The following is a 24017-nucleotide window of genomic DNA, read 5'->3' on the forward strand; positions in this document are numbered from 1 at the left end:
CCGTGACGAGCCGCGCCCTGTCGCTTCCTGACAGGGCGCTCGTTGGTCAGCCGCCGGTTGTGGGGGAAATGGTCGCCGAGACGGGTACGGCGGAATCTGTGCGGACGGCCTGCCAGAGTGTGTGCGCCTGGGGTTGGGCGGCGATGACCCGATTGGGATCCTTCTTGTCGTACTCCACCGGGAGCGTGATCGTCCGCGTGCTGGAGGGATCGACTCCTTTCAGACTGCGGGCGAATTCGGCCAATTTGGTGAGAGAGGCGAGTTGGGAGTCGGTGGTGAGGGTCGCTGTCAGAGCATCAGCGATCGTGTAGGCCTCTGCCGGACTGCCCAGCAGATCCTGCTCCTTGATCTGACTCATGAGCGCGAAGAGGAACTGCTGCTGAAGGCCGATGCGGCCGAGGTCGCTGCCGTCTCCGATTCCGTGCCGGGTCCGCACGAACTGCAGTGACCGGGTGCCGTCCAGGCGATGGGTGCCGGCGGTCAGGTTAAGACCGCTGTACGGGTCGTGGATGTCCTGATCGACGGTGACCGTCACGCCGCCGATGGCGTCCACCAGCTTCTTGAATCCCGCAAAGTCGATCTCTATGTAGTGGTCCATCCGGACGCCGGACATCTCTTCCACCGTCTTGACGACACAGGCCGGGCCGGCCACCGCGTACACGGAGTTGAACATCACACGCCGGGCACCGGGGAGCGTCGATCCGCCGGCTGTGATGCACTCGGGACGGGTGACTAGGGTGTCGCGTGGAATGCTCACGGCGACGGCCCGGGTGCGGCCCTGGGGGATGTGGACGACCAGAGCGGTGTCCGAGCGGGCGCCGGAGGCAGTGCCTGCGTGGAGGGAGGCGTTGGCGCCGGCGCGGGAGTCGGAGCCTAGGACGAGGATGTTCTGTCCTGAAGCGGCGAGCCTCTCAGGTCGGTCGTCGCCAAGGGCTGTTTCGATGTCGACGCCCTTGATGTTGCCGTTGAGATTGCTGTAGAGCCAATACCCGGCGCCGGCCGTGGCCGCGACAAGAACGCTCAAGGTGATCAGGACCGCGCGGCCTCTGCCCCGGCGTGCGCGGCCGCGGCCGCGCGTGCTTGCCCGGCCGCGACGGCGCAGCGGGGCGTTACGGAGGCCGCGCTGCGGCCTGGAGATGTTGCTCATGCTGATCCGAGTCCTCGCTCGACGTGCTCCGAACGGTGTTGGCTGAGCAGGGCCGTAGGGCATCCGTACGGCCCTGCTTCCCGAGCCTGCTACCAGCCCTGGCCGTGGGGCCGGGGAGGATCCCGATGCTCGTCCTGGGAAGGATCTGGCTGCGGGGGTGCCTGCCAGGGCTGCTCGACGGGTACAGAAGATCCCCACGTCACCCGCTGCTGGGGAACGCTCCAGCCCTGCTGGTGGAGGTGAAGTGCGGGCAGTGGCTGCTCTTGCACAACTGCCTGGCGCGGAGCGGCGGCGGTGCGCGCAAGTGCGACACCTTCCAGGCGCATCAGCTGAAGTGTCTCGGTCACCTTCTTGTCGGAGTAGGGGTCCTCCTCTTCGAAGATCTCCGTGACCTCCGCCTCGGCTCCGCCTACGGACACCTCGACGCCTGCCTGCCGGGTGCCCCAGCTGCCCTTGCCCAGCGTGAGCAGGGCGTAGAAGCGCAGCGGGGTGAGCAAGAACAACTGGATCAACCCGTACAGCGGCGCAAGCAGGAACATGCCGAACCGCTTGGCAAAGCCCATACCGCGGCGAGGGAAGTCGAGGTAGCGCACGTTGCGCAGGTACCCCATGAGGACCATGAAGACGGCGTAGTCGCCGATGTGGTGGAAGAAGGAGGTGGGGTGGAGGACCGGCAGGATGAACAGCGAGTAGACCATCGCCGTGCCGAACACCAGCCACAAACCCAGTTCCATGCAGGTCAGCCAGAAGGCGGGCCGGTACTTCTTCTGGTGCCTGAACGCCCACAGGGACTCGCGGAAGAACGACTTGTTCCAGCGAACCTGCTGGCGCAGGAAGTGCGCAAGCTTCTCCGGCACCGCCGTGTAGCCGACGGCGGTCTCCTGGAAGACGACCTGGCCTTCCATGAGGCAGTAGTTCGTCATCCGACGGTCGTCGCCGAAGACGGCGGGCTTGCCCAGGAACTGCTGGTTGAGGAAGTCCGGGAGGTATTTGCGTACCAGCGTGCCCCGGTAGGCGGAGAGCGCGCCGCAGCAGCAGAGCACAGACCTCAGCTGCGAGTACGCGGCCCGCTCGAAGAGGAAGGAGTTGCCGTACCTGAGGTCCTGCAGGCGGGTGAAGATGTTGCTGTCGTGATTGAGGGCCAAGACCATGCCGGTGGACGCCATGACCCGCTCGTCGGCCAGCGGAAGCAGCAACTCGCGCACGGTGTCACGGGCCAGGATGGTGTCGGAGTCCACACACAGGAAGATGTCGGAGTACGGGGCCGCCTCGAAGCCCACGGCCAGCGCCTCGCGCTTTCCCTTGTTCTCCGGCTGGACGCTGACGGTGTACTTGACGCCTGTGGCTTCGAATTCGCGGCGTAGCTTCTTCGCGACCCGGATGCCACCGGGATCCGCGCTGCAGTCGTCGACGATGTGGACCTCGTTGGGCGGTCGACTCTGCGCGAGCAGACTGCGCAGGCCCTGCTCGAACATCACCGGATCCTCGTTGTAGATCGGGATGACCGCGGTGACCCATGACTGCTCCAGGTACTCCAGCCCCTGCCGGTCCGCCTTGGCCGGACGGTAGAACAGCGCCATGAACATCTTGACGGCCAGCAGCCCCATGGCGCCGATGGAATACAGGTGCAAGGAGCCGGCGTCGAGCCGGGTGAAGATCAGTGCGGCGAAACCCACGAAGAACAGGTACGACACCTTCAGGTGTCTGCGTCTGCGGTGCCCTTGACGGCTGTCGGTCTCGGCCGCCCCAGGTATGAGCGTGTCGTTGGTGGTCACAGCTTGACCACCTTGGGGTGATCGGCGGACTTGCCGCGAGTGTCGAACAGGAGCCGGGCGTGGTCGGCCAGCAGAACGAGGTCGATCTCCCGGTGCGGCTGCAACAGGACGGTCAGATCGGCCGACTCGGCCGCCGCGAGGTAGTCCTCCACCTGCTCGATCGGGCATCCACCCACGGTCCAGACAGGCACGCGAGGATCGTAGTAGGCCAGTTCGGCGCCCCGGGCGTTCAGCTGCTCGGCCACCGCGAGCGCGGGGCTTTCCCGCTGGTCGGAGATGTCAGGCTTGTAGGTCACACCCATCAGCAGGATGCGCGACCCGCGGACCGCCTTGCCCTGATCGTTGAGCAGGTCGGCCGCCCGGTTGACCACATGCACGGGCATCCGGTGGTTGATCTCCTGAGCCAGCTCCACGAAGCGGAACGGAATACCGAGGGAGCGTACCTTGTAGGACAGGTAGTTGGGGTCGATAGGGATGCAGTGGCCGCCGACTCCCGGGCCGGGGTAGAAGGGTGCGAACCCGAACGGCTTGCTCGCCGCGCACCGGATCGCATCCCACAGATCGACGCCGATCTCACGACAGAACATAGACATCTCGTTGACCAGCGCGATGTTGACGTGCCGGTAGGTGTTCTCCAGCAGCTTGGCCATCTCGGCCTCGCGCGTGCCCTTCGCCTCCACCACGCTGCCCACGAAACGCTCGTACAGGGCGCGTGCCGCCTTGGTGCAGTCCTCCGTGATGCCGCCGACCACCTTAGGGGTGTTCTCCAAACCGAAGCGGGGATTGCCCGGGTCTATGCGCTCGGGGGAAAAAGCCAGATGGAAGTCCCTGCCTGCCCGAAGGCCACCGGCTTCGAGCCGTGGCCGTACGACCTCGTCGGTGGTACCCGGATACGTCGTCGACTCAAGTACCACGAGGGTGCCAGGAGCGAGATGGGCGGCGATGTCGTCGACCGCGGCGTGCACCGCGCCCAGGTCGGGAGAGCCATGGTCGGTGAGAGGGGTGGGGACGCAGACGACGACCGCGGCGGCGCCGGCGATGGCCTCGGCACTGTTGACCGCCTCGAAACCTTGGTCCAGCATCGTGCGAACCTCGGCATCGGTGACGTCGTCGATGTGCGAGCGGCCGGAGTTGAGGCCGTCGACCACCCGACGGCTGCGATCAAGTCCAACGACGCTCAGCCCAGCCGCCGTAGCGGAGCGGGCCAACGGCAACCCCACGTATCCGAGTCCAACAACAACGAGATCCACCGCAGTGGGTCTGCTCACCTTCATCCCCAACCCTGTTCCGACGGGCGCTACCTCGGCTCAGCCGAACGCCTGACCACTTCCTTTTCTAGGCGTTCCGCGTACCGGGCACATCGGGGGTTCTCCCTAGTCGCACACCTGGGCGGACTAGGGACTTCCTCTGGATCACCGGGCGGACCAGAGGAAGATGCCAGCGATGTGGAGTCCGGCCAGGTGGATGGTTGCGGTCTTCTCGGCGGGTCGCGATACCGCGCCGTCGCTTCAGGCGGTTGATGTACCGCTCGACGGTGTTGCGCTGCTTGTAGGCCTCTCGATCGAAAGCCGGGGCGGTCTACCGCCCCGGCTGCCGCGTCGCAGCCGGGGCCCCGCTGGTCCGCCGGGATGGGGGATCACCACCGCGTTTGCGGAGGTGGTCACAGATCGGCGAGATGAGTAGGCCTGCGCGGTCCGAGCCCGCCGTGAGCGGGCCGGTGCGGCTCGGCATCCTCCGGATGGGCAACTCGCGACTGGCTCACGAACTGCTGCAGAGCCGCATGTTCCTGTCCGGCAGCCGCTCGCCATCGGCCGGATCGACTTGCGCCGGCCGTCCGGCATCAGACGCCGCAGACAGCACTCGCCTCACCGCCGCTGCACCGAAGCGAACACATCGGCAACGTTCCCCGACAACTCACCACGGAGCCGTCTCACCTCCCCCGACCTCATACCGGAGAGGATGCCCACCGCCAGCAGAGATCACCCAACGTAACAAAGCACTACTGGCACTCCAGGGTGCGCGACTAGGGAAAACCCCCGATGTGCCTGGTACGCGGAACGCCTAGAAAGGAAGACGAGGAACCGGGAACCGCTGCCCAACTCAAGGTTTTGATCACCATGTACGCCTGGAACGATCCTGACAGCCACCTTCTCTTCGCCCCGCCCACCCTGACTCCGGTCGCCTCCCGTCCGGCGTACGGCACAGCGGGCCGGCCCGGCCCGCTCGACCGCCTACTTCCGCACCAGGCCCAGGCCTGCGGTACCGCCCGCCGCGTTACGGCACGATCGCGTTGAACGTGCGCCGCGCGCGGCGCCCAGGTCGCCGTCACCGACGGCTCGAGCAGTCTTGTCTCAGCCCTGCCGTTTCGCTCGTCCCGATCATTCCGTGAGGCCCGGCGTCAGGAACGTGACCCGGCATTTCAATGACAGCGATCAACCCGCCGGTCCGGCGTGCTCATCACCCTCGGCCGCAGCGGTGAAGCCTTCGGAAAGCACGGCAGCCCATCTCCTCCCCGGCCTCTCGACGGCGCACCGCGCTGTCGTATCCCGCCGCACGGCGGCGGGACCGTACTCCCACGCATGACGGAGCATCCCGATGACCACCCCGCCCACCCCACCGGCCACCCCGGACCTGCGCCGCACCGCGTACGCGACCGGCGGCGCTGTCCTGGCCACCACCCTGCTGTGGACCGTTGCCCACATCCTGGGCGTCGAACTCCGCGTCGGACCCGGAGGCGCATGGGCCAGCCAGACCATCGGCCTGCCCCTCGTCGTCGGCAGCACGCTCGTCGCATCCCTGCTCGCCTCAGCGACGAGAAGGGGACTGGGCCGGTTGACCGACCCGACGCCGACCACGTGGACCCAACTGGCCGTGACCGTGTTGCTGGTGTCACTGGCCCCACTGACGTTCATTCAGGCGTCCGGCGGCGCCAGGGCCACCCTGGCGCTGATGCACCTGGCCGTCGCCGCCGTACTCATTCCGCTCCTGGCCCCCAGAAACGCCGACTGATCAGGACATGACGACAAGCCGAAGTCAATCAATCGGCCCACCGACTGGCCGCGCTCCAGGCCCGAAGTACCGGATGCGGAGCTCTAGGACATTCGCTCCGCGACAGGTCTACCGGCTGTCCGCCGAGGAGAGGTGCCGTCATGTCTGCTGCCCGTCTGGGTGGGGCTCTGGTCCCCGTGTCGCTGCTGGTGATCGCTGTGGTGGGCATCTGGTGGGTGCTACGCCAGGAGCGTCGTCGGCCGTCGTCGCACGCCCGCCGTGGGGTACCGGTGCATCTGGGTGGTGAGCCGTCGCCGGAGGAGTGGCGGCAGATGTCCACGGAGGCGCAAGGCGCGTACGACACGGCGGTGCTGAACGCCGCCGAGTCCGCGGAGACGACTGCGGCCCGGTCGGCGGATTGAGTTCACGCCTTACCTCGCATTCCCGCCGGAGACAAGGATCAACGCCCGGCTGCGGAAGGCCACCCGCAACCGGGAGGACCTCCCCTCCGAGCAGCCGGTTCCGAAGTTGCGCCGCGATTGGTTACACCTCGTCACCAGCTGGACATTTTTGCACCTGTACATGACGGAGCATTCCGATGACCACCCCGCCGAGCCGACCGGCCCCCCCGGGCCTGCGCCACATCGCATGCGCGACCGGCGGCGCTGTCCTGGCCACCACCCTGCTGTGGACCGTTGCCCACATACTGGGCATCGAACTCCGCGTCGGGCCCGGAGGCGGATGGCCGACCCGGGCCGTAAGCCTGCCCCACGTCCTCGGTATCACGCTCGTGGTCTCTCTGCTCGCCTCAGCGACGCGAAAGGGGTTGGATCTGTTGACCGATACCGACCGGGCCTCGACCATCTGGACCCGACTGGCCGTCGCCGTGTTGTTGGTGTCACTCACCCCGCTGACGTATCTCCAGGTATCTGGCGGCGCCACGGCCATCCTGGCCCTGATGCACCTGGCCGTCGCCGCCGTACTCATTCCGCTCCTGGCCCCGGAACCGCCGATTGATCGAGGACATGACAGCAAGCCGACCCCGGGATGATGCCGTTCAGCGGGAAGTCCTGCTTGAAGCTGTGTCTGATCCGTCGTTCGAGCGCGGCGAAGGTCGCCGGGTGCGGGAGTCCGAGGGCGAAGCAGACGCGGGTGGCGAGGATGGGCCAGTCTGGTCCGGGGAAGTTGTGCCGGGAGATTCAAGACTGACCACTGACCAACAACGCATAGCTCTGTGGCAAATCTTTGGCCAAAGGCGGGAGGTAGTGCTCGGCTCTCTCCTCGCCGGACGGGCAGGTGGGGGGCGCGCAGTGAGTGCCAGGGGCACCTCTGCTACCAGGTCGGCACTGCTTACTCTGTGAGCCGGGATCCGGCCCGCGCCCGGTTGACCGTCTGCTGTGTGGGGGACAACTGCCCGCCGGGCGGCCTTCTGCGCCCGGTGGTGGCCCAGAGGCCGGCGTGCTGGTAGGCGCGGTCCGGCTAGGACGGGGACACCCTGGCGTTCGCAGATCCGGATGATCCGGTGAGCGCGGGCCGCGGTCAGGTCGTGGCACCGGTAAGGCCGGGGAGATCCACAGCACCTGCCCGATCGGATCGGTCACGCCGTGGCGACGATGCTTGTGCGAGTAGTCGGCCCGGCCATCGCCCACACGGTCGCACTCGGCGAGCGTGCCGTCGAGCAGTACGTACTGCGGTTCGTGCTCGCGCGGGACCTTCAGCAGGCCGGGTGCCCGGGCGGCCAGGAGGTCGATCACCGCGGTGGCATAGGCGTGGGCGGTGCCAATCGAGATGCCGAAGCCGACGGCTATCTGGGCCAGGGCGTCGTGCTTGCGCAGGTACACGAGACCGAGGAGCGCGCGCCGATCAGCCCTGCCACGCCCGTGCACGCCTTCCCGATCGGCGTACGTGCCGTCGATGCGAGGACTGCTTGCCTCATCACCGCTCCTTTTCTGCTGTGCGTGAGTCTCGCAGTCCAGGGCAGGCGATCGCTTCAGATCCCTGCCGTGTCGGCGACTTCGTGGGCCGCCTTCGCCACTAGTGCGTCGATGCGCTCTGCGGTCGGGGTCCCGGACGCGGCCTTGTTCCGCGGTTCGTCCATCGCGAGGCGCATCAAGCCCTCCGCGATGATCGCGACCTTCCACAGTCCCATCGCGTGCCAGTAGCCCAGCGCCGTCAGCTCGCGTCCCGACGCCGCCGCGTGGGCCGCCACGAGTTCCTCGCGGGGCGGGAAGCCGTCAAGAGTGGTCGCGACGAAGTCGCCCGAGGTGTTCTCCCTCTTGGCCGGCCAGGAGGCCAGCAGGCTGCCCATGTCCGCCAGGGGATCCCCCAGCGTCGACAGCTCCCAGTCGAGCACGCCGGTCGCCTCCCCACTGTCGTAGGAGGTGATGACGTTGCGGAGATGGAAGTCGCCGCGCAAGAGTGTCAGTTCGTGCTGCTCCGGCACGGCCGCGACGAGGCGTCGGGTGAGGTCCTCCAGGGCGGGCAGCTCGCGCGTCCTGGACCTCTCCCACTGGGCCGACCACGAGCTGACGCTGCGCATACGGCTTGTGGCTGGCCAGACCAGTCAGCCCGGTCGCCTCGAGATCGACCGCGTGGATCTTCGCCAGCGTCCGCGGCAACGACCATCCGATCGCCCGGCGACGCTCGGGCGTCAACGACCGCGCGATCGACATCCTGTCGACGACCTCGCCATCCACGAACTCCATGAGCAGCAGCGGGACATCGGTCACGGCGGGATGATCGGTCAGCCCGAGCACCCGCGGCATCGGGACGGCGGTGCTCTCCAGGGCGGTCAGAATCCGCGCCTCGCGGGCCACGTCGTGCGCCGACGCCAGCAGGCGACCCAGCGGTGGGGGCCGCAGCACCCATCTGCGGCCGTCCTGATCCTGTACGAGATACGTCAGATTCGACTGGCCCAGCCCGATCCGCTCGAAGGCCAAGGTCCCGGCGAAGTCGACGCCGAGGGTGGAGAATCAGCGGCCCACCGCCCCGGCGTCGATTCCGACGATGTCCGCGCTAGACGCCGATGCCGAGTCCTTGCCTGAACGGGAGCGCGTCACCGAGCAGTTGCCCGCCGTCGATCACCATGGTCTCGCCAGTGATCCAGCTCGCGGCGTCGGAGACGAGGAACGCGACCGCCGAGGCGATGTCGGCAGGCTCGCCTATGCGCCCGAGCGCGGTGGACGCCGACACGGCCTGCTCGTGCTCCTTCCACAGAGCTGCGGCCAGCTTCGTGCGCACCACGCCCGGTGCCACGGAGTTGACGCGGACTTTCGGCGAGAGTTCCAGCGCCAGCTGCTTCGTGAGATGGATCAGTGCGGCCTTCGACGCGTTGTACAACCCGATGTTCGCTTCGAAGGCCATACCCCCGACCGACGCGGTGTTGACGACCGCCCCGCCGTGCTCCCCCATCCAGGCGCGCGTGGCCAGACCCGTCCACAGGACGGGCGCCCACAGGTTCACGTCGAAGGTCTTCGCGAACCGGCCGTGGTCCTGGTCGATGACCGGCCCGTAGGCCGGGTTGGTCCCCGCGTTGTTGACGAGGATGTCCAGGCTGCCGAAGCGTTCGAGCGTCAGATCCACACAGCGCTGGGCCGCCTCTTCGTCGACCGCGTGGGCACCGACGCCGACCGCGGTGCCCTTGACCTGGGCGGCGGCGGCGTCCGCCGCCTCCTGGGAGCGGGAGGTGAGGACGACGTTTCCGCCGGCCTCCGCGATGGCCTGGGCGATTGCCAGCCCGATGCCGCGCGAGGCCCCGGTGACGACGGCGGTGCGACCGGTGAGATCGAGTCCTGCCATCTCAGCTCACCGCCGCCGTCGCCGCGTCGCGGTACTGCCGCAGTTCCTGCTTGGCGATGGCCCGCTTGTGGACCTCGTCGGGACCGTCCGCCAGCCGCAATGTCCGCAGATGCGCGTACATCATCGCCAGGGGGAAGTCGTCGGTCACTCCCCCTCCCCCGTGCACTTGAATCGCGCGGTCGACGATCCTCAACGCGATGTCGGGGGCGGCCACCTTGATGGCCGCGATCTCGGTGCGCGCTTCCTTGTTCCCGACCGTGTCCATGAGATACGCGGCCTTGAGCGTGAGCAGGCGGATCATCTCGATGTCGATCCGCGCTTCCGCGATCCAGTCCTGGATGTTGGACCGCTCGGCGACCGGACTACCGAAGGTCACCCGTGACTGTGCGCGCCGGCACATCAGTTCCAGCGCCCGCTCGGCCGCGCCGATGGCCCGCATGCAGTGGTGGATACGACCGGGCCCGAGCCGGGCCTGGCTGATCGCGAAGCCCTCGCCCTCCCCCTTGAGCAGGTCCTTGGCCGGCACCCGGACATTCGCGAAGATGATCTCCGCATGGCCCTCGCGATCCGCGTACCCGAACACCGGGAGGTTGCGGACCACAGTGACGCCGGGGGCGTCGATCGGGACGACCATCATCGACTGCTGGCGATGCGGGGCCGCCGTGGGGTCGGTCTTGCCCATCACGATGAGCACCTTGCAGTTCTTGTGCATCGCGTTCGAGGCGAACCACTTGCGGCCGTTGAGCACGTACTCGTCGCCGTCGCGCTCCATGCGCAGCTCGATGTTGGTGGCGTCGGAGCTGGCCACGGCCGGCTCGGTCATCGCGAAGGCCGAGGCCATCGTCCCGTCGAGCAGCGGCTTGAGGTACTTCTCCTTGTGCTCGTCGCTACCGAACAGCGTGAGCACCTCCATGTTGCCGGTGTCGGGCGCGTTGCAGTTGCAGGCCTCGGGGGCGATGTGGCTGCGGCCCATGATCTCCGCCAGCGGCGCGTACTCGAGGTTCGTCAGGCCGGGGCCCCACTTCGGGTGCGGGTGGAACAGGTTCCACAGGCCGCGCCTGCGCGCCTCCGCCTTGAGCTCCTCAAGGATCGGCGGGTGGAAGTGCGGGTCGCCCGACGCACGCATCTGCTCGTGGTACACCGCCTCGGCGGGGTAGATGTACTCACCCATGAACTCGAGCAGATCCGCCCGGTACTTCTTGGCGCGGTCCGACATCTCAAACAGGGACATCCGAACTCCTTACGGGGAGGGAGGGAAAGTTGGGCGGGCGCTTGTCCAGGTGGCTGGCCACGCCCTCGATGACGTCGGATCCGCGGAAGGCCTGGAGCATGAGGCCTTCCGCACGGGTCACGGAATCGGCGTAGGTGCCGTCCGCGTCGTGGCTCAGTTGGCTCTTGATGGTGGCCATGGATGCCGGGGAGCAGCGCTTCACCAGATCGGCGGCGTACGCCACAGCGGCATCCACTACGCTGCCGGTGGGGACCAGGTGGTCGAGGAGTCCGACGCGGAAGGCCTCCTCGGCATCCACCATGCGACTCGACAGCAACAGGTCCGCTGCCCGGCTGTGCCCCACCAGCCGGGGCAGCAGCCAGGAGATCCCGTACTCGGCGATCAGCCCGCGCTGCGCGAATGCCGTGGTGAACCGGGCCGAGGGCGACCCGAAGCGAATGTCGCAGTAGAGCGCCTCCACCATGCCCAGGCCGGCGGCCACCCCGTTGATCGCTCCGATCAGCGGTTTGCGCAGGGTCCGCGGAATGTCCCGCGGACGGCGCCGTGCCCTGTCCGCCTCGCAGACCTCGCCGACCGCCTGCAACTGTTGCAGGTCGGCTCCGGCGCAGAACCCGCGTCCCGCGCCGGTGACCACGACGGCGCGTACGTCGGGGTCGTCTTCGGCGGCGTCGAGCACCGCGAAATAGCGGTCCTCGAGTGCGTCGGTCCAGGCGTTCAGCTTGGCGGGCCGGTTGAACGTGAGCACCAGCACCGGCCCTCGGTGTTCGGCGAGGACGAGCTCGTCCGGCGCGCCAGTCATACCTGCGCCAGCAGGGAACTCTGGTACCGGCGCATGCCGCGCAGCCACCGGTCGTAGTCCGAACCCTTGTGCCGGTACATCTCGAGGACGTCCTCATGCGGCAGGACGAGGAAGCGCTCGTCCTCGACGGCGGCCAGGACGGCGTCGGCGACTTCGGCCGGCTCCAGGACGTCACCGGCGGAGGTGACGGCCCGCGTCGCGGCTCTTCCCAGCGCGTCCCCGGAGTCCTCCCCGGCGGTCAGCATTCTGGTGTTCACGCCCATCGGGCACAGACAGCTGACCCGGACCCCGCGATCGCCGTAGGTGACACTCAGCCACTCGGCGAAGGCGACGGCCGCGTGCTTGGTGACGGCGTACGTGGCGGAGCCGACCTGGGTGAGCAGTCCGGCCGCCGAAGCCGTGCTGACGAAGTAGCCCTCACCGCGCTCGAGCCACTGCGGTACCAGCAGCCTTGCCGCACGGATGTGGGCTCGCAGGTTCACGTCGATCGAGCGGTCCCAGTCCTGCTCGCTCACGTCGAGGCCGAGCGCGCCGCCGATACCCGCGTTCGCGAAGTAGAAATCGACCGGACCGAAGGTGCTCTCCGCCAGGTCGACCAACTGCTGGATCTGCTCGGTGTCCGACACGTCCGCGCCGGCGCTGACGGTGCTTCCCGGATGATCGGCGTTGACCGTCTCCGACACCGCCCGCGCGGTCTCCGCGTCGAGGTCTGCGACGACGACCCGGGCAGCCTCGCGAGCGAGCCGCGCGACCAGCGCGCTGCCGATGCCGCCACCCCCACCGGTGACAATGGCGACTCTTTGTGCAACGTTCACGGCAACCCTCTCTGTTGACGGGGTGTGCGATACGTCCGACCTGTATAGTTGAATCCGACGTCAAGTTCAATAACTGACGACACGGAAACCCATGGAAAAGCCGCCCAACCCCAGGGGATGGGCGGCTACGAGGCAGGCGGCTCAGCGGTGGCCGGGGAACCGTAGGGCGTTCGCCCAGAGCCGGGTGACCGTGGCCACGAGCTCCTCGAAGTCCACCGGCGCACCTTCTTCCTGCTCTCCACTGCGCACGAAGGCGTGGTAGGCCATGGAGCTGACCATTCCCGACAGCGCGCGGGACGCCATCATCGGATCGACCTCACGGTCTGCGACGCCCCGCGCCTGCAGGTCGGCGATGCCGCGGGCGTTACGGCGGATGAACGCGTCCCCGCGCCGCCTTCGGAACTCACGGAACTCCGGTTCCACTTGGGCGACCTGCTCGAGCAGCGCCATCAGCTTCGCGTTCCGCTTGTATGCCGCGAGATAGGCGCGGTTGCTCGCCTCGAGTACCGCATAGGGATCGTCGGTACCCTGCACCCGGCCCATGCCGGGATGCATCATGTCCTCCTGCGCCTCCAGAAGGACGGCGGCGAGCACCTCTTCCTTGTTGGCGAAGTAGGTGTAGAAGGATCCCGCCGCGCACCCGGCCTCCTTGGTGATGTCGGTCAGGCGGGTGTCGAGGTAGCCGTCCCGTTCGAACACCTTGCGCGCGGCCTTCACCAAAGCGGCCCGGGTCCGCGCTCCGCGCTGCGTCGTGGGCGGCTCGCGAAGTTGTGAGAAGGGCGCCACGGGCGGCGCCTGCTCGCTGTCGGTCTCCTCGGGCGCAGTGGTGTCCATCTCCGGGACTTTACTTGAATTCGACGCCATAGTCATAAATCCCAAGGGGCAGACGGTGCAGGCTGATGCCCTGGTTTCCGGGTTCAGGGGCGGCGGGCGGCAACGTCACCCACGGCGGTGTCGCGACTCAGAGCGGTACGGTCGATGGACCGCTTGAGGATTTTCCCGGTAGGCCCCTTGGGCAGCGCGTCGGCGAACCGGACGATGCGCGGGATCTTGTAGGCGGACAACCGTTCTCGCGCCCAACGGGACACCTCGGCGGCCCCGAGTTCCGAACCGGGCCGCGCCGCGATGAGCGCGGCGACCTCCTCGCCGTAGTGGTCGTCGGGAACACCGATGACGGCCGCCTCGAGGATGTCGGGGTGCTCGTAAAGAACCTCCTCGACCTCGCCGGGGTAGACGTTGTAACCGCCGCGGATGATGAGGTCCTTGATGCGGTCGACGATGCGAAGGTCGCCGTCCGTGTCGGTCTCACCGAGGTCGCCGGTCCGGAACCAGCCGTCGGACGAGATGGCCGCGGCGGTGTCCGCGGGACGGTTCCAGTAGCCGCGCATCACCGTGGGTCCCTTGATGTGGACCTCGCCGACGGTGCCCGGCGGGCACTCCTTACCGTCGTCGTCGCGCACCTGGACCTGCATCCGGGGGACCGCCCTGCCGGTGTACCCGGTCTTGCCGCCGCGGTCGATGTCGTTGAAGGTGCCGAACGCGGTGGTCTCGGTGAGCCCGTACCCCTCGAGGATGGTGCAGCCGAAGCGGGCCTCGAAGGCCCGGGCGATCTCCCCCGGCAACGACGCGCCGCCGGAGACGGCGACGCGGAGCCCGGCGAAGTCCGCCGGGTTCGCGTCTCCCGCCGCGAGCAGCATCGCGTTCCACATCGTCGGAACGCCGGCCATGATGGTGAGCCGGTCGCGGCGCAGCATCTCCAGCATCGAGGCCGGGTCGAATCGGGCCAGCAACGACATCGAGCCGCCCACGGTCAAAGTCGCCATCATGACCGACGCCTGGCCGAACACGTGGAACAGCGGGAGTCCGGTGCCGGTACGGTCGGCGCTCGTGGCGCGGCTGCACTCGGCGCCGATCTCCCCGGCGGACAGCAGGTTCCCGACAGTGAGTTGGGCCCCCTTCGGCCGCCCCGTGGTGCCCGAGGTGTACAGGATGGCCGCGGTCTCGTCGCCGTCCCGGTCGACGACGTCGGCAGGGGCAGCGGTGACCGACGCGCCCGGGGACAGCGTCCACGAGGGCACCGAAAGCGCCTCGGCCGCCTCCATGACAGCGGGGCCGAGTCCGTACCATGCGACAGCCAGTGAGCATCCGGCGTCGCCGAGAACGTACTCGACCTCGGCCCGGGTGGACATCGTGTTGACCGGCACCACGACACAGCCCGCGGCCTGGATCCCGAGGTAGGCCACCACGAACTCGGGCACCGACGGCGCCGCGAGCAGCACCCGGTCCCCGGGGGACAGCCCGGCGGCGGCCAAAGCCCCCGCGTAGCGTGCGCTCGCGTCCCGCAGCTGAAGATAGTTCCACTGATCCGTGGCGCCGCGCAGTGCGATGTTGTCGGGGGTGGTGGCCGCGTGGCGGCACACAGGATCGAAAACGCTGGCCATGGGCGGTGCCTTCCGGAAGTTGAGCAGGTGATGGTGTGGGTCGCACCCTCGTCGATGAGTTGACTTGGCCTGGCTTCGGCGTCAAGTCCTCGGGTGGTGGTGTGGCCGGATGACCGGCCTCACTGCGCCCGGTCGGTGGATCGTCAGGCGGTGATCCCGAAGCGTTCGGCGAGTTGGCGGCGGGTGTCGGCGGCGCTGGTGTGCAGTACGCCCCCGATTCCGATCCGTGACGCTCCGTCCAGGTTCTGCTGCAGATCGTCGATCATGACCGACTCCTCGGGGTCGACGCCGAGACGTTCGCAGGCGATCTCGTAGATCCGCCGGGAGGGCTTGCGGATCCCGACCTCGGAGGAGATGACGACCACATCCGCCACAGTGGCGAGGTCGACGCCGTCGTAGGTTCCGGTACCGAACGAATTGGACACGAGCGCGACGGGACAGCCGGCGGCTCGGAGATCACCGAGCAGCGTGAGCATGTCCTGGTCGATCGACATTCCCGCCTGCATACGGGCCGTGAGCCCCTCGGCCGCCACGTCGGCGCCGTGGACACGGAGCCGTTCGGCGAATCCTCGCTCGAAGGCTGCGGCGTCGATACGGCCGCACTCGTGGTCGGCCAGCAGGGTTCGCGATGCCTCGTCCCGGCCGAGGAGGTCCAACGGCAGGCGCGGGTCGCCGCCGAGCGAGGCGCCGAAGTCGGTGAAAGCCCGCAGCACACTGGAGGTGATGACCCCGCCGAAGTCCACGAGGACCGCGGCTCGCGCCTTGTCCGTCACGCGCGACACCTCAGACGATCTCGAACAGTCCGGCCGCGCCCATTCCGCCGCCGATGCACATCGAGATCACCACATACCTGACGCCCCGGCGCTTGCCCTCGATAAGGGCATGCCCCACCAGCCGGGCACCGGTCATTCCGTACGGATGACCGACCGAGATGGCGCCGCCGTTGACGTTGAACCGCTCCGGGTCGATGTGCAGTTCGTCCCGGCAGTACAAGGCCTGGGAAGCGAACGCCTCGTTGAGTTCCCACAGGCCGATGTCGTCGATGGTGAGGTTGTGCTGCTTCAGCAGCTTCGGAATGGCGAACACCGGCCCGATGCCCATCTCGTCCGGCGCACAACCGGTAACGGTGATCCCCCGGTAGACGCCCAGCGGTTCCAGCCCTCGGCGCTCGGCCTCCTTCGACTCCATCAGTACCGACGCCGAGGCCCCGTCCGACAGCTGCGAGGAGTTGCCCGCCGTGACGCTGGAATGCGCGGTCACCTGACCGTCGGGCAGCACCGGCGCCAATCCGGCCAGGCCCTCGAGCGTCGTCGACGCGCGGTTGCCCTCGTCCCGGGTCAGGGTCACGGCCTCGTCCCGCACCTCCCCGGACTGCTTGTCCAGGACCCTCTTGACGCTGTCGAGCGCGACGATCTCCTGGTCGAACCGGCCGGCCTCCTGCGCCGCCGCGGTGCGCTGCTGCGACACCAGCGCGAACTCGTCCTGGCGTTCGCGGCTCACGCCGTAGCGTTCGGCGACGATCTCCGCCGTGTGCAGCATCGGCAGGTAGATGCTCGGCTTGTGCTCGATCAGCCAGGGATCCGCCGCACGGTGGGTGTTCATGTGGTCGTTCTGCACCAAGGAGATCGACTCGACACCGCCGCCGACAGCGATCTGCATACCGTCGCCGAGGATCTGCTTGGCGGCGGTCGCGATCGCCATGAGGCCGGACGAACACTGCCGGTCGATGGACATCCCCGACACGGTGTCCGGAAGTCCGGCACGCAGAACGGCCTGACGCGCGACATTGACACCTGAGGAACCCTGCTGCACGGCGCAGCCGAATATGACGTCCTCGACCTCGCCGCCCTCGAGCCCGGCGCGCTGCACCGCGTGCGAAAGGGCATGGGCGGCAAGTTCCTGCGCCTGGGTGTCGTTGAACGCGCCGCGGTACGCCTTTCCGATCGGCGTCCGTGCCGTCGAAACGATGACTGCTTCCCTCATGTCGCCTCACTGTTTGCTGTTGGTCCGGGTCGTCGGGCGGGGGGGCTGGGCCTGAACGCCGCGCTCCGCGAGCCGGGCTCTATTGCCGGTAGGCGGTGCCGACCGCCAACCGGGGTGCCAGGGTCGGCCTTCCGACCGGTTATATTTGAATCCGGCGTCAAGTTCAACCTCGACGGCCCTTGACAGTCCACTCTCTCGCCCGCAGGGTACCGACCAGTCGGTACGAAGGGATGGTCGTGAGTCAGCTGAGCGTCTCCACGTGTGCGGGCGTATTCGACGCGATCGGGGCGGGTCCGTCCGAGGGCCGCCCGGTACTGCTCCTGCACGGCTTGCCGCAGACCGGGCTGGTGTGGCGGCGGCAGATCGAGGCGTTGGCCGCACACGGATACCGGGTGGTGGCACCCGACCAGCGTGGGTACTCCCCCGGCGCCCGCCCACAGCGGCCCGAGGACTATCGCATCAGCCTTCTCGTCGACGACGTGGTCGCGATCACGGAGGAACTGGGCTGGGCGACGTTCGACCTGGTCGGCCACGACTGGGGAGGCGCGGTGGCCTGGTGGACCGCGGACGCTCACCCCGGCCGCGTACGCACCCTGACGGTTGTCTCGACCCCGCACCCCGGTGCTCTGGCCACCACCCTGCGCACCGACCAGGATCAGCGCAGACGCTCTCACTACATGATCGACTGGCGCGAGACTCCCGCTACCGAGGAGCGCCTGCTCGCCCACGACGCCCGGGAACTCCGCGCGCTCTACGCCGGGAAGGTCCCGCAGGACGGCGTCGAGGCCTACCCGGCCGGGCGCTCTCACCGCCGCGCTGAACTGGTACAGGGCCGGCCGCCCTGAACGCGCGATCGGGATCATCGACGTGCCCACTTTGTACGTCTGGAGCGCGGACGACAGCGCGTTCGGCCCGGCAGCCGCGCAGGAGACCGAGCGATGGGTGAACGGGCCGTACCGGCTCGAGACCCTCCAGGGCGTCAGCCACTGGATCCCCGAGGAGGCGACCGAAACGCTGAGCCGCCTTCTGCTCGGCCATCTCCGAACGCACGAAAAGCACTGAACCCGCAGCGAGAACCCTGTCGTCGACTCTCAGAAAAGGTAACCCCATGCAGAGTGCGCGTGCGGCCTGGCGCCGCCTCGAGCCCGTCCACGCCATGATCTACTTCGCCCCCGAGGCAAGGCGACGGTACACGGACCTCGGCCTGAGCGGTCGGGCCGGGTACTTCACCTCCCGGAGCGCCGCGTTCGGCCCGGCGTCCGCCGAGCTGGTCATCTCGACCTTCTACAACTTCAACCCCGAATTCGTACGGAAGGCGGTCGACGGGGCCTGGGACACCACGACCCCGCAGCAGGTGTTGGACGCGCGGTATGCCGCGGCGGGCGAAGCCCTGCGACGGGCGGGAATCCACGAGTTGCCCCACTTGGACGAGGTGCTGGCACTGACCCGCCGGGCCGCCGACGCGGCCCGCGAACACGCACAGGGCCGCCCACTGTTCGCCGCGCACGCCGCACTGCCCTGGCCCCAGGAGCCGGTACTGCAGCTGTGGCATGCCCAGACACTGCTCCGGGAGTTCCGCGGAGACGGCCATGTCGCGTGCTTGCTGAGCGAGGGCGTCGGGGGCCTGGAGGCCCTGATTCTGCACGCCGCCACCGGTGAGGGTCCCGTCGACTTCCTCAGGGCCAGCCGCGCATGGCCCGAGGAGGAGTGGGCCGCTGCCGAGGAGCGCCTGCGCAAGCAAGGGCTCCTCGACGGAGACTCCCTCAGCCCGAAAGGCGCGACCCTGCGCCGGCACATCGAGGACCGCACCGATCACCTGGCCCTTCCCGCCTACGGCGCCCTGGGTGACGCCGACTGCGAGCGTCTCGCCGAACTCGCGAGCCCCTTCGGCCGCGCCGTCGTCGAAGCCGGCCTCCTCAAGGTCGGCTGACCGGGCCCTCGTCCCCTCCGCCTCGTGCGTCATCCGATGGAACTGGCGGCCATGCACGGCCTCAGAAGGCGGAGCCGGCGAACCAGTGGGCCAGCAGGTGCTCGTCCCCCTGGTGAGCGAGGGCCTCAGCCCCGTAGGCCAGGCGGCCGTAAACGAGCAGGAGCAGGTCGGCCGCGGTTCCCCGGACCGTCGCGTCAGCGGTGTCCGCGGCCGGGTTGGACGTGTCCAGTCCGAAGCCGTCGGGCCGCAGGTGAACGAGCCAGGCATCGTCTCCGTCGGTCGTGCGGAAGCGGATGGTCTTGTCGGGCCGCGCAGGTTGGCCACCTCAAGGGCGAAGGAGGTGGTGAAGGGCAGGTTGACGAGGAACTCGTCGATCCCGTCGACGGCGGCCGGGCGGTGAACGACGGGCCGGAGGCCGAGTGCGAGCTCGGCGTCGGCGCGGTGCAGCAACATCTCGCAGAGCATGCGTCGGGCCCAGAAGCGGGCGCGCGGGTCTCAAGCCCCACGCCCACCTCGGCAGGTCCGGGTCGGTGGCGGCGAAGCCGTCTGCGGCCACGGTCGCGCTATCGGCCAGCCAGACGGCGTATCCGTCCTCCTGCTCCGGGAGCCGCAGGTCCACTTCACGCTTGCGCGGGGTTCCTGGATGCGCACCCGCAGCAGGATCGAGAACCAGCGCTGGACGAGCGTACGAGGCGCGTGTGCGGACTTGATTCGACGAGGGCAACGGCGATCACCAGGCCGAATACACTCCGGCGATGGCGAAGGTGAGCGTGAACTGGCTCCCCTGAGGCAGTAGGGGCATCCCGTCCGGATGCAGGATGGCCTTCGACGCCTGCAGCGCACCGCAGAGGGCGAGCGGGTCATCGACGTCATGCGCGGGACTTTGTGGTCGCCTGCCGAAGGTCGGCCTTCCCGTCCGTCCAGAGCAGCCGGGGCTCGGCCAGACGGCCCGGCTGCCCCGGCCTCGTGCGGCTCGGCCGCCACCGCCACCGCCACCGCCGAGCATGGACACCGGCAGCCCGTGGCGGATACGGGCTGCCGTGAGTCTCCTCAGACGCCGGCGGGCTTGCCCGGGCCGGGAACTGTGCGGAAGCGGAACGGTTCCGGTTCGCGGCCTGCCTGGACGAACCAGCACTCCCCCGTACTGTCGCCGGTGACGATCCGCAGCACCGTGTCCGCCACCACCTCGGCCGGGATGATCGGCATTTCCTGCTCGGACAGCATGCCGCGCAGCGGATCGATGATCCGCGACTCGGCGTACCCGGGGCAGACGGCGTTGAAGCGCACGTTGTCCGGCGCCAAAGCCGGCCCCAGCGAGCGCGCCAGCCCCACCACCGCATGCTTGTTGGCCCCATACAGCGGATCCAGCGGCACCGCCGCCAGACCCGCCAGGGACGCGGTCGCCACGATCGCCCCGCCACCGCGGGCACGCAGCGCCGGCAGCACCGCGTGTGTACCGAACACCACACCGTCGAGATTGGCGCCCATCGCCCGGCGGTAGCGCGCCAGGTCGAAGTCCTCACCCACCCCGCAACCGGTCATCACGCCCGCGTTGAGGAATGCGATGTCGACACCGCCGTACTCTTCCTGAGCGAAGTCCACCAGCGCACGGTTGGCGTCCAGGTCGGACACGTCACACGCACGGAAGGCGCCGCCGACCAGGTCAGCAACCTCGCGGCCAGCCCCGGCATCGACGTCCGCGACGACCACCCGCGCCCCGGCCTGCGCCAGCGCGAGTGCCGTGGCCCGGCCGAGTCCGCTGGCACCGCCGGTGACGATCGCCACCTTGCCCGCGAGGGCGGCGCCGTCCGTCTGCCCTCCCCGGAGGGCCTCGGTGGCGGTCATGCCAGCTCCAGCAGGAGCTTGCCGACGTTCTCGCCGCGGAAGAGCATCTGCAGAGTCTCGGGGAAGTCGTCCACGGTGACCTCGATCACCGACCCGGCCCGCATCACCTCACCGATCCCCACCGGCGGCAGATAGGAGGGACGGTCGTCCAGCCAGCCCCGCATTGCCGGATCCAGCGAGATGACCCGCGTCCGGCCCGCGAACTGGCCCGGACCCGGCTCCCGCACAGGCTCTGAATGGTGCTCCCAGTCCTCGGGCTTCACATCGCCCAGGGGACGAGCGGCCAGACGGATCTGGCGATTGGTCGCAGACATCACGGCTCCTGTCGTTCACGGTCCACGCGGAGGGTACCGACCGGTGGGTATGTAATGGGTAGTGACGTGTGCCACACGCCGAGAACGGGTCCTGCCCTTCAGCGGTAGGTCGGCAGGTTTCGGCGTTCCCCGGCAAAGTGGGAGTGGTCGTTGAAGGCCAGCAGGCTGATGCCGGATCCACCGGTTACGAGCGCGGTGCCGGCGCGCTCACCGCGACCCGGTTGAGGCCGACGGCTCCCGCGGCCGATGCGCCGAGGAGCCTGCCGCACAGGGCGCCCCGAACTCCTCCGGACCTGACCACCACGGCGCCACGGCCGGGGCCGAGGGAGGCGAGCAGGTCGCCCAGGGCCGCGAAGGCCCTTGAGAGAAGTCCGTCCAGCCGTCGTCGTCCGGGTCCGGCTCGTTCATCCACGCCCGAAGCGCCCGGTCCAGCAGGTGCTGCGCGGGGTCACGGGAATCCGCGAGGGCCCCAAGGGTCGTCGGTCCGTGGCGGTCGAGGAGGCGGAGGTGGTCGCATTCGTTCCAGCGCGGGTCTCGGGCTGGGGCGCCGCCGAGTCCGGCCGCCTTCATCAGCAGCTCGGCCGTGTCGTACTGGCGGTGCAGCGTGCCCGCAGACGACGAGCGGATCGCGCAGCCCGCGCCGCGCCAGCTGGCGCCGACGACGGCTGCTTGCTGCAGCCCGAGTTCCGAGAGGCCGTCGTACTCCGGTGAACCGAACGACGCCTGGCCGTGCCGTACGAGGTGGATGACCGGCATGCGGGGCCTTTCGAGGGGCGGCGGAGGGCGGCCGCGCGCGATGGGCGCACGTCGAGCGGGACCGCGCGGGCTACGGGGTGATGATGTGGCCGGTGCGCGGCGAGGTCCGCCCCGACTGGACCTCGTGCCAGACCCGCTTCAGGCTCTGCGGGCCGCTGCTGTGCCCAATGTCGACCCACCCCTCGGCCACCGGCAGGAATTCCCTCCACGCGTCGGCGAATCGGTGGTCCAGCCCTTCCCGTCCCCAGTCGCCGATGCGCTTGCGCATCTGGTCGGGGGCGAAGAACATGGCCGGCCCCGTCTCCGCGAGGGTGCCGGCGGGCGCGGGTTCCTGGTTGGTGATGCCGACGACCACCTGGTGCACCAGCAAGTCACCCAGGCGGGCGCCCAGCCGGGCGGACAGCTGCTCGTCGCCCGCGAAGTCGGCGTACAGCGTCGGAGTGCGCGGGAGCCGGGAGACGTCCTCGTAGGTCAGCACCCGGTCGTAGCAGCCGAGGCCCTCGGTGAAAGCCAGGTTGCGCGGGGAGGTCAGGCCGACCACCTCGCACCCCTGCCCCTTCAGCAGGTGGGCGGCGCCGTAGGCCGTCTTGCTCGACGCGGAGGACAGGACGACGGTCTTCGCGCCCAGGAACGTGTTGTCGACGAGCCAGTCGGCCAGCATGAACGAGGTCCAGAACAACGGGCGGAACAGAACGTGAAGATCTTCCCGGCCAGCTTCGTAGGCGATGTCGCCGGTGGTGAGGGCGTAGGCGTTGTACGGCCGGGGCAGCGACACGCGATGGGGACTGGCCTCGCGGAAGCCGCGCTCGTCGACTCGGTCGGGGCGGACCAGCAGGTGGCTCGCCGACGGGAAGTAGCCGTAGTAGCGGCTACCGGTCTCGATGCCCTCGACCCGGGAGGCGACGACATCGCCGAAGCCCCACAGGGGGACGATGCCCCACCCAGCGCGGGGGGAGGGGAAGAACTCCCAGTAGCGGAACGAGTCGCCGAGTGCGGCGTAGGTGACGTTGTTGGCGGTCAGGCCGACCCGGTCGACGCGCAGCCACGCCTCGCCGTCCCGCACCTGGGGCACGGGGGCGTCGGCCAGCTCCGCGGTGGACAGGTCGTCGCGGCGAACGAGCAGGTTCCAGGACGTGTCAGCGGTGGTGTTGTCCATGTCCGGAACGTACTTGAAACCGGATTCGGATTCAATACTGGGCTAGGATGCGCACATGGCCTCCCCCGACCTCGCAACCGGACAGCCCGCGCAGCCCCAGCCGGCCGGGACGCGTACCCCGCGCGGCATGCGCACCCACGACGCCCTGGTGACCGCGGCCCGGCGGATCTTCGAGCGGGACGGCTATCTGGACGCCCGCATCGTCGACATCGCAGCCGAGGCGAAAGTGGCCACCGGCAGCTTCTACACACACTTCTCATCCAAGGAGGACGTGTTCGCCGCCGTCCTCGCGCGGCTGCAGGACGAGATGCTGCACGCAGGAGTCAGCGACGGCGGTGACGAGGGCGACGGCGAGCGCAAGGACCTGTGGCGAGGAGTCGAGGACGCCAACCGTGCCTATCTGGAGTCCTATCGCCGCAACGCTGGCCTGATGGCCGCCATGGAACAGGCCGCCGCCATCGATCCGCAGTTCGTGCGCGTAAGGCTGGAACGCTCGCGCGTGTTCATCGACCGCAGCGCCGCCGCCATCGCCCGCCTCCAGCAGTCGGGCCTCGCCGACCCGGAGCTCGACCCGGAGATCACCGCCCGAGCCCTGAGCGCGATGGTCAGCCGGCTCGCGTACGCGACCTTCGCCCTGGCCGAATCCCTGCCCTTCGACACGCTGGTCGACACCGTCACCAGGCTCTGGACGAATGCGCTGCGCATGCCGCGGGACTGAGCCTGCCCGCGGGCCAGGGAACATCAGCCGGCGCGCGGTCTGCTGTGCAGCCGGGTTCCCGGGGTAGTTCCGAGGATTGCGCTCGTAGCGGGGACTGAGCCGACGGTAGTCGGACAGTCAGGAGATGGTCCGCTCGATGACCGGCTGCGCGCAGCCCTGGCCCGCCACGCCGCCGGTTCCCAACCCACCTGAGGCGGGTGGCGCGGCTGGAGGACCTGGTCGCGCAGCGGCGGCAGCACGCCGGGGGGCGGCCGGACGACCGGCCCCTGGCTCCAGACCGTCGAGTCGCTAGTGCCGCATCAGGCAACGTTTGCCATGTTG

The 24017-nt window shown here is 68.8% G+C and carries 23 protein-coding genes and 2 pseudogenes; 7 read left to right on the plus strand and 18 right to left on the minus strand.

Annotated features, from left to right (window positions below):
* Positions 1 to 46 precede the first annotated feature (46 nt).
* The 3 genes from IE177_RS18315 to IE177_RS18325 all read right to left on the minus strand — a co-directional run bounded on the left by IE177_RS18315 (position 47) and on the right by IE177_RS18325 (position 4196).
* On the minus strand, positions 47 to 1147 hold the full coding sequence (locus IE177_RS18315) for an LCP family protein (protein ID WP_190016423.1): 1101 nt from the start codon (positions 1145 to 1147) through the stop codon (positions 47 to 49).
* An 89-nt stretch (positions 1148 to 1236) separates the two neighbouring features.
* Positions 1237 to 2922, minus strand: coding sequence for a glycosyltransferase family 2 protein (locus tag IE177_RS18320; protein WP_190016424.1), 1686 nt, complete (start codon positions 2920 to 2922; stop codon positions 1237 to 1239).
* Complete coding sequence (locus IE177_RS18325; RefSeq protein ID WP_190016425.1) at positions 2919 to 4196, minus strand: nucleotide sugar dehydrogenase; 1278 nt, start codon at positions 4194 to 4196, stop codon at positions 2919 to 2921. Before IE177_RS18325 ends, IE177_RS18320 begins: the two co-directional genes overlap by 4 nt.
* Positions 4197 to 5517: 1321 nt before the next feature.
* On the opposite strand from IE177_RS18325, the gene IE177_RS18330 reads away from it, so the two are divergent.
* The 3 genes from IE177_RS18330 (at position 5518) to IE177_RS18340 (ending at position 6961) form a co-directional block, all read left to right on the plus strand.
* Positions 5518 to 5931, plus strand: coding sequence for a DUF6069 family protein (locus IE177_RS18330; RefSeq protein WP_190016426.1), 414 nt, complete (start codon positions 5518 to 5520; stop codon positions 5929 to 5931).
* 140 nt (positions 5932 to 6071) lie between these two features.
* Entirely contained in the window at positions 6072 to 6332 is a 261-nt protein-coding gene (locus IE177_RS18335) for a hypothetical protein (RefSeq protein WP_190016569.1), read from the plus strand.
* Between the two features lie 176 nt (positions 6333 to 6508).
* Complete coding sequence (locus IE177_RS18340) at positions 6509 to 6961, plus strand: DUF6069 family protein (RefSeq protein WP_190016570.1); 453 nt, start codon at positions 6509 to 6511, stop codon at positions 6959 to 6961.
* A gap of 311 nt (positions 6962 to 7272) precedes the next feature.
* On the opposite strand, the pseudogene IE177_RS18345 reads toward IE177_RS18340, so the two are convergent.
* The 10 genes and pseudogenes from IE177_RS18345 to IE177_RS18390 form a co-directional block, all read right to left on the minus strand.
* Positions 7273 to 7772 (minus strand): annotated as a pseudogene (locus IE177_RS18345) (transposase); the annotation flags it as partial.
* Positions 7773 to 7900: 128 nt separating this feature from the next.
* Positions 7901 to 8849: pseudogene (locus IE177_RS35735) on the minus strand (phosphotransferase family protein).
* A 76-nt stretch (positions 8850 to 8925) separates the two neighbouring features.
* A complete protein-coding gene (locus IE177_RS18355) occupies positions 8926 to 9708 on the minus strand; it encodes an SDR family oxidoreductase (RefSeq protein ID WP_190016427.1) in 783 nt (260 codons plus the stop codon).
* Between the two features lies 1 nt (position 9709).
* Positions 9710 to 10939 carry an acyl-CoA dehydrogenase family protein gene (locus tag IE177_RS18360; protein ID WP_190016428.1) on the minus strand — a complete coding sequence of 410 codons (1230 nt, stop codon included), beginning with the start codon at positions 10937 to 10939 and terminating at the stop codon, positions 9710 to 9712.
* Positions 10926 to 11690: an enoyl-CoA hydratase-related protein gene (locus IE177_RS18365; RefSeq protein ID WP_229816110.1), complete on the minus strand. Its 765-nt coding sequence runs from the start codon at positions 11688 to 11690 to the stop codon at positions 10926 to 10928. The genes IE177_RS18360 and IE177_RS18365 overlap by 14 nt, the downstream gene beginning before the upstream one ends.
* A 44-nt stretch (positions 11691 to 11734) precedes the next feature.
* A complete protein-coding gene (locus tag IE177_RS18370) occupies positions 11735 to 12553 on the minus strand; it encodes an SDR family oxidoreductase (RefSeq protein ID WP_190016430.1) in 819 nt (272 codons plus the stop codon).
* Between the two features lie 141 nt (positions 12554 to 12694).
* Positions 12695 to 13387 (minus strand): TetR/AcrR family transcriptional regulator, encoded by a 693-nt coding sequence (locus IE177_RS18375; protein WP_190016431.1) that lies wholly within the window; start codon positions 13385 to 13387, stop codon positions 12695 to 12697.
* Between the two features lie 83 nt (positions 13388 to 13470).
* On the minus strand, positions 13471 to 14994 hold the full coding sequence (locus IE177_RS18380) for an AMP-binding protein (protein ID WP_190016432.1): 1524 nt from the start codon (positions 14992 to 14994) through the stop codon (positions 13471 to 13473).
* Positions 14995 to 15137: 143 nt separating this feature from the next.
* The gene (locus tag IE177_RS18385; protein WP_229816111.1) at positions 15138 to 15767 is read right to left on the minus strand and encodes an HAD family hydrolase; all 630 of its coding nucleotides are present in this window, start codon (positions 15765 to 15767) and stop codon (positions 15138 to 15140) included.
* A 10-nt stretch (positions 15768 to 15777) separates the two neighbouring features.
* Entirely contained in the window at positions 15778 to 16977 is a 1200-nt protein-coding gene (locus IE177_RS18390; protein ID WP_190016434.1) for an acetyl-CoA C-acyltransferase, read from the minus strand.
* A gap of 236 nt (positions 16978 to 17213) precedes the next feature.
* Here IE177_RS18390 and IE177_RS18395 point away from each other — a divergent pair, with 236 nt between their 5' ends.
* The 3 genes from IE177_RS18395 to IE177_RS18400 are packed head-to-tail and all read left to right on the plus strand — an operon-like array spanning position 17214 to position 18907.
* Positions 17214 to 17822, plus strand: a complete 609-nt coding sequence (locus IE177_RS18395) for an alpha/beta fold hydrolase (RefSeq protein WP_308431571.1) — start codon at positions 17214 to 17216, stop codon at positions 17820 to 17822.
* A 22-nt stretch (positions 17823 to 17844) separates the two neighbouring features.
* Positions 17845 to 18039, plus strand: a complete 195-nt coding sequence (locus IE177_RS35590) for an alpha/beta fold hydrolase (protein WP_308431572.1) — start codon at positions 17845 to 17847, stop codon at positions 18037 to 18039.
* 46 nt (positions 18040 to 18085) lie between these two features.
* Complete coding sequence (locus IE177_RS18400; protein WP_190016435.1) at positions 18086 to 18907, plus strand: SCO6745 family protein; 822 nt, start codon at positions 18086 to 18088, stop codon at positions 18905 to 18907.
* Between the two features lie 61 nt (positions 18908 to 18968).
* Here the strand turns inward: IE177_RS18400 and IE177_RS34935 are convergent, their stop codons facing one another.
* The 5 genes from IE177_RS34935 to IE177_RS18425 form a co-directional block, all read right to left on the minus strand.
* On the minus strand, positions 18969 to 19202 hold the full coding sequence (locus tag IE177_RS34935; RefSeq protein ID WP_229816135.1) for an SCP2 sterol-binding domain-containing protein: 234 nt from the start codon (positions 19200 to 19202) through the stop codon (positions 18969 to 18971).
* A gap of 755 nt (positions 19203 to 19957) precedes the next feature.
* Entirely contained in the window at positions 19958 to 20752 is a 795-nt protein-coding gene (locus IE177_RS18410; RefSeq protein WP_190016436.1) for an SDR family oxidoreductase, read from the minus strand.
* Complete coding sequence (locus tag IE177_RS18415) at positions 20749 to 21066, minus strand: MDR/zinc-dependent alcohol dehydrogenase-like family protein (protein ID WP_229816112.1); 318 nt, start codon at positions 21064 to 21066, stop codon at positions 20749 to 20751. Before IE177_RS18415 ends, IE177_RS18410 begins: the two co-directional genes overlap by 4 nt.
* Before the next feature lie 207 nt (positions 21067 to 21273).
* Positions 21274 to 21822: a histidine phosphatase family protein gene (locus IE177_RS18420; protein ID WP_229816113.1), complete on the minus strand. Its 549-nt coding sequence runs from the start codon at positions 21820 to 21822 to the stop codon at positions 21274 to 21276.
* Positions 21823 to 21892: 70 nt separating this feature from the next.
* The gene (locus tag IE177_RS18425; RefSeq protein WP_190016437.1) at positions 21893 to 22978 is read right to left on the minus strand and encodes a DUF2855 family protein; all 1086 of its coding nucleotides are present in this window, start codon (positions 22976 to 22978) and stop codon (positions 21893 to 21895) included.
* Between the two features lie 55 nt (positions 22979 to 23033).
* On the opposite strand from IE177_RS18425, the gene IE177_RS18430 reads away from it, so the two are divergent.
* On the plus strand, positions 23034 to 23696 hold the full coding sequence (locus tag IE177_RS18430; RefSeq protein ID WP_190016438.1) for a TetR/AcrR family transcriptional regulator: 663 nt from the start codon (positions 23034 to 23036) through the stop codon (positions 23694 to 23696).
* Positions 23697 to 24017 lie beyond the last annotated feature (321 nt).

This window comes from Streptomyces lucensis JCM 4490 (genome assembly GCF_014650035.1).
Classification (GTDB): Bacteria; Actinomycetota; Actinomycetes; order Streptomycetales; family Streptomycetaceae; genus Streptomyces; species Streptomyces lucensis.